Consider the following 8,945-nt stretch of genomic DNA (forward strand, 5'->3'; position numbering starts at 1 on the left):
CCTTTTCAGGGGCGCGGGGAACGGCGCAATCTTTTTGCCCTCAGTCCGTCTGGGGCGCGGGCTCGTCCACCAGTGCCGTCTGCATCAGACGCTCGCGGCGGCGAGCGATGTGCAGCGCCCGCCCCGGCGGCAGATTACGCGGCTTCGCGTTGCCGAAGAGGCGGCCTTCCGTGGGCGGACAGGACAGCAGCACCGCCGGGTTGTTGGCCTCGTCCAGACGGCGGATGAGACCGTCGCTGAGACCGCGTCCCGCACCCATGGCGCTGCGCGCGACCACCAGGTGCAGACCCATCTCGAAGCCGAGCGTCAGATACTCGAACAGCGGCTCCATCGGGCTCTGGAAGGAGCTGCCGGACACCATGTCGTAGTCGTCGATCAGGATGAACAGACGCGGGCCCGTCCACCAGTCGCACTTGCGCATCCGGCCCGGCGCGATGTCCGCCCCCGGAACGCGGGTCTTCATGGCCCGCGCCGCGCCCTCGATGGTCTCCTTGAGGTTGTCCAGGGAGATCACGTGCCCGATGCGGTACTCCTCCGGGACGGTGTCCACCAGCGTGCGCCGGTAGTCGACCACGATGATCTTCGCCTCGGCGGGCGAGTACCGCGTGGTGATGCCCTCCGTGATACGCCGAAGCAGGTTGGTCTTGCCGCTCTCGGTGTCACCGACCACCACCAGGTGCGGGGTGCGGCTGAAGTCGTGCCAGACCGGTTCCAGGGCGTCCTGGTCGATCCCGAGAGGCAGCCGCATGCCGTCGCCCTCGGTGGACTCGGGCGCCGGCAGTTCGGCCAGCGGGAGCCGGTGCGGCAGCATCCGGACCTGCGGGGCCACCGCGCCGGGCCAGTGCTTGGCGACCTCGGACACCAGATGACCCACGCCGTCACCGAGGTCTTCGAGGGAGCCGCTGCCGTCGAGGCGGGGCAGCCCGGCCAGGAAGTGCATCTTGGTGTCCGCGGTGATGCCGCGACCACCGCTGCGCGGCACCGAACGGGCCTTGCGGGTGTCGATCTCGGAGTCCATCGGGTCACCCATCCGCAGTTCGAGACGGGTGGCGGCCTGGTCGCGGACCTGTGCGGACAGCTCCACCCAGCGGGTGGTGGTGATGAGCAGGTGGATGCCGTAGTTGAGACCGCGGGCGGCCAGTTCGTTGAACTTCTGGATCAGGTCGTCGTAGTCCTGGCGGACCGTCGACCAGCCGTCGACCACCATGAACACATCGCCGAAGGGCTCGTCGGGGAACTCCCCGGCGGCCCGCCGGCGGCGGTAGGACTGCATGGAGTCGATGGTGTGGTCCACGAAGAACTGCTCGCGCCGGGCGAGCAGCGTCATGACCTCGGCGACCGCCCGGTGCACCCGCTCCGGGTTCAGCCGCGCCGCGACGCCGCCGACGTGGGGGAGCGCGGCGAGCTGCGAGAGACCGCCGCCGCCGAAGTCGAGGCAGTAGAACTGGATCTCGGCGGGCGTGTGGGTGAGGGCGAGCGCACCGATCAGCGTGCGCATGAGGGTGGACTTGCCGCTCTGGGAACCACCCGCGATGGCGACATGGCCGCCGGCCGCGGAGAGGTCCACGACGAGGGGGTCGCGGCGCTGGTCGAAGGGCTTGTCCACCAGGCCGACCGGGACCCGGAGCTTGCCCGTACCGGACCAGTTGACGGCGGTGAGGCCGCGTACCGGGTCGGGGGCGATGCCGTTGAGCAGCACGTCCAGCGGGGTGGGCTCGTCCAGCGGCGGCAGCCACACCTGGTGGGCGGCGGGGCCGGAGTCGCGCAGCCGGTCGAGGGCCACGGCGAGCAGGGTCTCCTCGTCCTCCTCGCTCTCCTCGTTCTCCGGCTCCGGTTCGGGCGCGGCCTCCAGCGTGCGGGGCACCACCCAGCCACTGGTCCACGGCACCACCTGGCTGGCCACGCGGGCCTGGACCACGGCGCCGGTACGACGCCGGTAGGTGCCCGAGGAGTAGCCCGCCCGGAACCGGGTCAGGGCCTCCACACCGGACTTCAGATAGCCGTTGCCGGGCGAGGCAGGGAGCTGGTAGGCGTCCGGCACACCCAGCACGCCGCGGCTCTCCATGGCGGAGAACGTACGCAGACCGATGCGGTACGAGAGGTGGCTCTCCAGCTGGTGCATACGGCCCTCGTCCAGGCGCTGCGAGGCGAGCAGCAGATGGACTCCGAGCGACCGGCCGAGGCGGCCGATCATCACGAACAGGTCCATGAACTCGCGGTGCGTGGAGAGCAGTTCGCTGAACTCGTCGACCACTACGAACAGGCTGGGCAGCGGGGCGAGGTCGGTCCCGGCGGCGCGGGCCCGCTCGTACTCCAGGGCGGAGGTGTAGTTGCCCGCGGAACGCAGCAGTTCCTGGCGGCGCATGAGTTCGCCGTGCAGGGCGTCCTGCATACGTTCCACCAGGGCGACCTCGTCGGCGAGGTTGGTGATGACGGCGGACGTGTGCGGCAGTTCCTCCAGGCCCAGGAAGGTCGCGCCGCCCTTGAAGTCGACCAGGACGAAGTTGAGGGTCTCGGAGGAGTTCGTCAGGGCGAGGCCGAGGACCAGGGTGCGCAGCAGCTCGCTCTTGCCGGAGCCGGTGGCGCCGATCAGCATGCCGTGCGGGCCCATGCCGCCCTGCGCGGACTCCTTGATGTCCAGCTCCACCGGGCGGCCGTCCACGCCGACGGCGACCGGCACCCGCAGCCGGGCGGCGCCGATGTGCTTGCTGAAGAGGGTCTGCGGGTCGTGCCGGTGCAGATCGGGGATACCGAGCAGGGTGGTCAGCTCGACGTCCGTCTCCAGCGGCTGCGAGATGTCGGTGCCCAGGCTGATCCGGCGGGCGGTGAGCAGCCGCGCCAGCGACTCCGCGCCGAGCGGCCCGAGCCGGTCGGGGCGGCCGAGCGCCACGGAACGCTCCTTGCGGCTGCGGTCGGTGCGCACCAGGCTGACCCGGTCCGGCCCGACGGTCAGCCGCAGCGTGTTGCGGCCGGGCTTCCAGCGCAGCGACCCGGAGACGTCGAGGACCACGGCGTTGCGATAGCCCTGCCCCTCCCAGCGATGGCCCTCGGGGACACTGACACCGTCCAGGACGACCACGGTGTACGGCTCGTCACGGCCGGGGCGGGCATCCGCGTCGAAGCCGGGCCGCTCGGCGAACTCGGCGCCGAGCAGGTCGTCCAGCTCGGTGAGTTCGGCGGTGATCCGGCGGACCTGGCCCGCGCCGTCCTCCTCGTGCGGGTGCAGCGCGTGCGGCAGCCACTTGACCCACTCCCAGTCGGGCCGCCGCTCGTCACTGACACAGACCGCGATCCACAGCTCCTCCGGCGCGTGGAACACCGCGAGCTGGGCGAGTGCGGCGCGCACGAGAGCACGTACCGCCTCGGCGCCCGGGCCCTCGGCCGGGACGCTGCCCTCGGCCGTGCCGCTCTCCCCCTGCGGGGGCACGCCCGGTTCGGTGGGCGCCGGCTGGCCGGGAGCCTCCGCCGGGCGCACCAGCACACGGGCCGAGGAGCGCAGATAGAGACCGAGGGGCTGCTCGGGGATCGTGGAGTACGCGCGGATGAACCGGCGCAGGGCGTGCGCGCACAGCGGTTCGAGGTCCTCCACCGGGCGGGTGGAGACCGGCTGCAGCGTCAGCGCGAGCTGCTGCTCACCGACCGCGAGCCGCGCCTCGCCGAAGTCCTCGTCGGCCGGGCGCCGCTCCCACAGCCGGGACGTGCGGGCCAGCGAACGCAGCGAGGCGGGGTCCGGGTGACGCCAGGCGAGCGCGCGCTGCTGCTCCGTGATGGTGGACCGGACCCGCTTGCGGGTCTGCGCCAGATACCGGAGGTAGTCGCGGCGCTCGCCCTTCAGGCGCTGCTTGCGCTCGCTGGAGCGGCGCATCAGCTGCCCCAGCAGCATCGCACCGGCGGAGAGCGCCATGACGCCCATCGCCAGATACATGAAGACGCCGTTGCCACCGCCGGGGCGCAGGAACATCAGCATCATCGACACCGACATCAGCGCCATCGGCAAATACGTCCATATCGCCGAGGTGTCGGGCACGGTCTCGGCAAGGACCGGTGGCTCCTGAAGGGTCAATTGCCCCTCGGGCATCTGCGGTCCGCGTCTGCGGGCCGGCCGGCGAAACAGCACGACACTCAAGGAACAGAACCTCCGGTTTTACTGGCTTTCCGGCCCGCACCGAATACCGGCGCACCCGGCAGTGGGAAAGACCGCACCGAGCCCATTCTCCGGGCCCCCCGCGATCCGGGGAACGCCGGGTGAATGTTTCGAGCGGATAGCGGGGACGGTCAACTCCCGTGATGGACAACTCCATACCGGACAATGAGTCCGGTCCGCAGCACGATCCGGCGGGCGTAGGCAGTAGTCTGCATTCACGGAACGCGACCTGTCCACGCGGGAGGGGCGGTCGCCGGCCGCGCGGACGAAATTCACCGGCCCGGCACCCCCGTTCCCGACCGCGCACGGGCCTTCCGTACTCTTCGCACATCCCTCTCCCGGGGAGGCCCTCCCACTGCCCTGGGAAGTCCTCCTGTCAAAGCCCCCACGGAAGACGAGAGTTACGCTGATGACCGACAGCGCTGTGGCCGAACTGTGCCGCCTGACCGTACGTGCGCCGAGCGTCTCCGTCGATCTGGCCGTCCCGGCCGACGTCCCGGTCGCCGATCTGCTGCCCACGCTGCTGCGATACGTCGGCGAAGAGGCGGAAGAAGCCGGTCTCGACCACGCCGGCTGGGTCCTCCAGCAGCTCGGCGACGCACCGCTCGACGAGGAGACCACCCTCGCCCACGCGGGGCTCTCCGACGGCGCCGTGCTCTATCTGCGCCCGCACACCGAGGCGCTGCCCGAGGCCCGCCTCGACGACCTCGTGGACGGCATAGCCGACACCGCCGGCCGGCGCCTGAACACCTGGCACCCCGAAGCGGCCCGCGCACTCCTGGTGGGCGCCACCGCGGCCACCGTGGTGGCCGCCCTCGCGCTGGTCCTGTGGCCCGGCACCCCCAACTCCGGGTTCTCCCGGGTCGCCTTCGCGGCCGTGACCGGCCTGCTGCTGCTCGCGGGCGCCGGCTCGGCCAGCCGCGCGGTCGGCGACCGCCTCTCCGCGACCGCGCTCGGCCTGCTGGTCGCGCCCTGCCTGGCCCTGGCCGGCTGGCTGCTGCCCGGCGGCGACCTGACCGGCGCGGACGCACGGCAGGTCGTGGGCGCCCGGCTGCTCGCCGCTGGCGCCGCGGGCGCGGGCGGCGCGGTCCTCGCGCTCGCCGCCACCGCGGTCGGCGCCCCGGCCCTGTTCGCGACCGCGGTGGTCTCGGTGGCCACCGCGATCGCCGGCGGCCTCATCGGCTACACCGGCCTGGCCGTGCAAGCCTCGGTGGCACTGGTGGCCACCGTGGTCGCGCTCGCCGCCGGAGCCGTCGCGCCGTTCGCCTTCAAACTGGCCGGGATGCGACTGCCCTCCCTGCCGTCCTCCGCCGCCCAGCTCCAGGAGGGCATCGAGCCCTACGCGGGCGACGAGGTCGCCGAGCGCACCCTGCTCGCCGGACGCTGGGTCACCGCGCTCTTCGCCGCCACCGGCGTCATCGCCCTGGCCGCCCTGGTCGTCCTCACCGAGCAGCCGAACCTGCCCGAGACGCTCACGGCCCTCGCACTGACCCTGCTGCTGCTCCTGCACTGCCGCGGACTGGTGCACATCTCGCAGCGGCTGACCCTGGCCGTGCCCGGCGTCCTGGGCCTGCTGCTGCTCGCCCGCGCCTGGGCGGCCGACCACGACGGCACCGGACGCGCGGTCGTCTTCGCGGTGCTCCTCGGCGCCGCGGCGGCCCTCGTGATCGCCGCCTGGACGGTGCCCGGCCGCCGGGTGCTGCCCTACTGGGGCCGCGCTGCCGAACTGGCGCACACCGGCTTCGCGGTGGCACTGCTGCCGCTCGCCCTCTGGGCCGCGGGGCTCTTCGGCTGGCTGCGCGGCCTGTTCGGCTGAGCGCACCGCTGAGCACACCCGCACGCCCGGCACGCAGAAGGAGTTGAGGAGAAGCCGTGCAGTCCAAAAGAGACCAGGTACACGCCCACAGTTTCATGATGGGCAGGCTCAGCTCGGGCCTGCTCATGGCCGACCCGGACGCCCCGGAGAGCCCGCTGGGGCGCACCACCCGCGGAGTGGTCTTCGGCGTCCTGGTGACCGTCCTGATCGGCGCGGGCGCCACCGTGTACGGCCTGCTGCGCCCCGGCGGGAACGACGGCTGGCGCGACGGCGAGCACCTGGTGGTCAACCGCGACACCGGCGCCCGGTATCTGTGGACCGGCACCGACGGCGTACTGCACCCGGTGCGCAACTACGCCTCGGCGAAGCTGATCGGCGGCTCCGACCTGGCGACCGCCGATGTGCACACCCCCTCCCTGCAGGGCGTCCCGGTGGGCTCCCCGGTCGGCATTCCCGGCGCCCCGGACGCCGTACCGGCCGCCGGGCAGCTCGACGACGACGCCTGGCACATGTGCGTCACCGGGCCGGACGGGGCGCTGCCCAACACCTCGGGCGTCGTGGCCACCACAGGTGTCGACAAGCCCGGGGCCACCACCGTGGCGGCCGGGATGCCGCTGGACTCGCGCGGCATCGGCCGCGACCGCGGGGTGCTGGTGAGCGGCCCGGACGACACCGAGTACCTGGTGTGGCGGGGCAGCAGGCTGCCGCTCGACCGCGCCTCCGACGCCCGCACCGCCCTCGGTTACGGCTCCGAGGATCCGATGCCCGTCTCGGCGGCCTTCCTCGACGCGCTGGCTCCCGGCCCCGCACTCAAGCCGCCCGCGGTACCGGGGCGCGGCGAGAAGGGCCCCGAACTCGGCGGCGAGGCAAGCCGCATCGGCCAGCTGTTCAAGGTCAGCGTGGTCGGCGGCGGCAGCACCTACCACCTGCTGCGCAAGGACGGCCTGGTGCCGCTGACCCGCCTCGGCGCCGCCCTCGTACTGGGCGACCCGGCCACCCAGAAGGAAGCCTACGAGGGACAGTCGCCCGACGTGCGCACGGTCGGCGCGGACGCGCTGCGCGAGCACGCGGCGAAGGACGCGGCCGACGCCGCCTCCGCCGAACTGCCGGACGCGCCGCCCCTGCCGCAGTCCGCGGAGCGCGGCAGCGCGCTCTGCGCCCAGGTGGACGGCGACAACGGCGGTGTACGGATCAGGTCGGTCCTGGTCCCGCTGACCGAGCTGACCCCGGTCGCCGTGTCGGCGGGCACCGCGCAGCCGCTGGAACCGGCCTGTGTGCCCACGGAGGCCACGGTGGTACGTCCCGGGCACGGCGCCCTGGTCCGGGCCCTGCACGCGAGCGGCGCCGCGCACGCCGGGACCACCTACCTGGTCGCGGAGAACGGTGTGAAGTACCGCGTCTCCGCCAAGGACTCACTCGCAGCCCTCGGCTACGAGGCCTCGGACATCGGCTCGGTCCCCGCGCCGCTGCTCGCGGCCTTCCCGACCGGCGCGGACCTCGATCCGGCCGCCGCCGCGGGAGCCACGGAACCCCGGACCACCGCCCCCGCGTGCGGAGCCGCCAAGGAGCCCGAGAAGCGCGAGGACAGCGACAAGGCGGACCTGGTGGGCACGGTGGGCGCCGCGTCACGAGACTGACGCCACCCGTCGATTGCGGCAGGGAACCTGTGCCGCGCAGGGGAAAAGGAAAAGAAAAGGGACGAGCACAAGGAAAACCTCGGGCCGAACTCGGCACCGATGGCGCGGGGTAGGGAGGCCCAGGGCGTTCGTTTACGAATGGGTAACCTCAAAAGAAGCTCAAAAATTTCGGCGGACCGCACCCGGAGAATCTCATGGGAACGTGCACCATGCCGAAGGCGAAGCTTCTCCATGACCGTTCGGACTCTTCGTGTGCCCGCTTTCCGCCCGCTTCGCAGGTGTCCGGGGGGCTGTTCACGCGCTGTATGCCCGGAACTACGCGCGTCCCGTTCATCCAGCTGCAACGTTCGCACAACTCCGTTGCCATACAGGCGAATTCTACCGAACCGGCTGTTACTCACATCTTGCCTGCACGCGTTGCGCGGAACCCTGTTTTCTCTTTAGCCTCAGCGGGCAACGGTGCGTGAGACGCGCCTGAACGAAGGGAGCGTGACATGGCGGACAGCGCCGCAAGGAAAGCGGACTATGCCAAGGGCTTGGGGGGCGTCTCCTCTCTGGAGTCGGCCCGCAACGCGGTCGAGAAGACCCAGAACAACGTCGCCGAGATCGCAGCGCGTTCGGGAGTCGGCGGTGACGAGGGCCAGGCACTGCTGAAGCTCTTCCGCAGCTGGAACACCGAGGCGCAGAAGGTCGTCGTCCAGATCAGCACGATGATCGACGCGCTGCAGGAGAACGTGACCTCCGCCAACCGCCTGGCGAAGGAGAACCAGGACCTGACCGAGGTTCTCAACAGCAAGACCAGCCAGGGCGTCTTCGAAGCACTGAGCTGACCCACCCGCGGTACCGGCTTCCTTCGGTGGAGCCGGACTTCGTGAGCTTCCCGGGCCAGGCGCCCGGCCTTCGAGAGGAGACGTCATGGCCGACGGCATCATCGATGTGCAATACCCCAAGGTCCAGCAGGCCATCGAGGAACTGCTGGAGCAGACCCAGGTGATCATCAACACCCTCAACAACCTGGAGGACGAGCTGAAGCCGCTCGTCAGCACCTGGGAGGGCGCGGACCAGGAGCAGTACCGCGTGGTCCAGGCGGAGTGGGACAACGCCACCAAGAACATGGCCAGGCTCCTCGGCGACAACGGCGAGCTGATCCGTACCATCCACGACAACCACTCCCGTGACGAGCGCAAGAGCGCCGACAACTGGGGCAACGTCCGGGCCCGCTAGGGTCCGAGCCGTGTCCGGCCCGAGCCTGCCCCCGTCAGTTGCGAGGGGTGTGGGCAAGGGCCAGACGTCGTAGGTGTGTGATCGGCGGCCGGTCCGGCGGACCCGGGCTCCGGGCCCGCCGGAC

5 protein-coding genes are annotated in these 8,945 nt (G+C 71.6%); 4 read left to right on the top strand and 1 reads right to left on the bottom strand.

All coding sequences use genetic code 11. From position 1 onward, the window contains the following. Positions 1 to 40: 40 nt before the first annotated feature. Positions 41 to 4,078 (bottom strand): type VII secretion protein EccCa, encoded by a 4,038-nt coding sequence (gene eccCa / locus ACFWGJ_RS37785; RefSeq protein ID WP_387333490.1) that lies wholly within the window; start codon positions 4,076 to 4,078, stop codon positions 41 to 43. Between the two features lie 475 nt (positions 4,079 to 4,553). On the opposite strand from eccCa, the gene eccD reads away from it, so the two are divergent. The 4 genes from eccD to ACFWGJ_RS37805 all read left to right on the top strand — a co-directional run bounded on the left by eccD (position 4,554) and on the right by ACFWGJ_RS37805 (position 8,821). Next, positions 4,554 to 5,960 (top strand): type VII secretion integral membrane protein EccD, encoded by a 1,407-nt coding sequence (eccD, locus tag ACFWGJ_RS37790; protein ID WP_387333491.1) that lies wholly within the window; start codon positions 4,554 to 4,556, stop codon positions 5,958 to 5,960. A 56-nt stretch (positions 5,961 to 6,016) separates the two neighbouring features. Continuing rightward, entirely contained in the window at positions 6,017 to 7,597 is a 1,581-nt protein-coding gene (gene eccB, locus ACFWGJ_RS37795) for a type VII secretion protein EccB (protein ID WP_387333492.1), read from the top strand. A gap of 494 nt (positions 7,598 to 8,091) precedes the next feature. Next, complete coding sequence (locus ACFWGJ_RS37800; protein ID WP_107018901.1) at positions 8,092 to 8,427, top strand: hypothetical protein; 336 nt, start codon at positions 8,092 to 8,094, stop codon at positions 8,425 to 8,427. Between the two features lie 85 nt (positions 8,428 to 8,512). Further along, a complete protein-coding gene (locus ACFWGJ_RS37805; RefSeq protein WP_107018902.1) occupies positions 8,513 to 8,821 on the top strand; it encodes a WXG100 family type VII secretion target in 309 nt (102 codons plus the stop codon). Positions 8,822 to 8,945: the final 124 nt, after the last annotated feature.

The sequence above is a fragment of the Streptomyces sp. NPDC060205 genome, assembly GCF_042728395.1.
Lineage (GTDB): Bacteria > Actinomycetota > Actinomycetes > Streptomycetales > Streptomycetaceae > Streptomyces.

Excerpts from the sequence above, each read along its gene's own strand:
- eccCa (WP_387333490.1), bottom strand. The coding sequence starts at position 4,078 with ATGCCCGAGGGGCAATTGACCCTTCAGGAGCCACCGGTCCTTGCCGAG.
- ACFWGJ_RS37800 (WP_107018901.1), top strand. The coding sequence starts at position 8,092 with ATGGCGGACAGCGCCGCAAGGAAAGCGGACTATGCCAAGGGCTTGGGG.
- ACFWGJ_RS37805 (WP_107018902.1), top strand. The coding sequence starts at position 8,513 with ATGGCCGACGGCATCATCGATGTGCAATACCCCAAGGTCCAGCAGGCC.
- eccD (WP_387333491.1), top strand. The coding sequence starts at position 4,554 with ATGACCGACAGCGCTGTGGCCGAACTGTGCCGCCTGACCGTACGTGCG.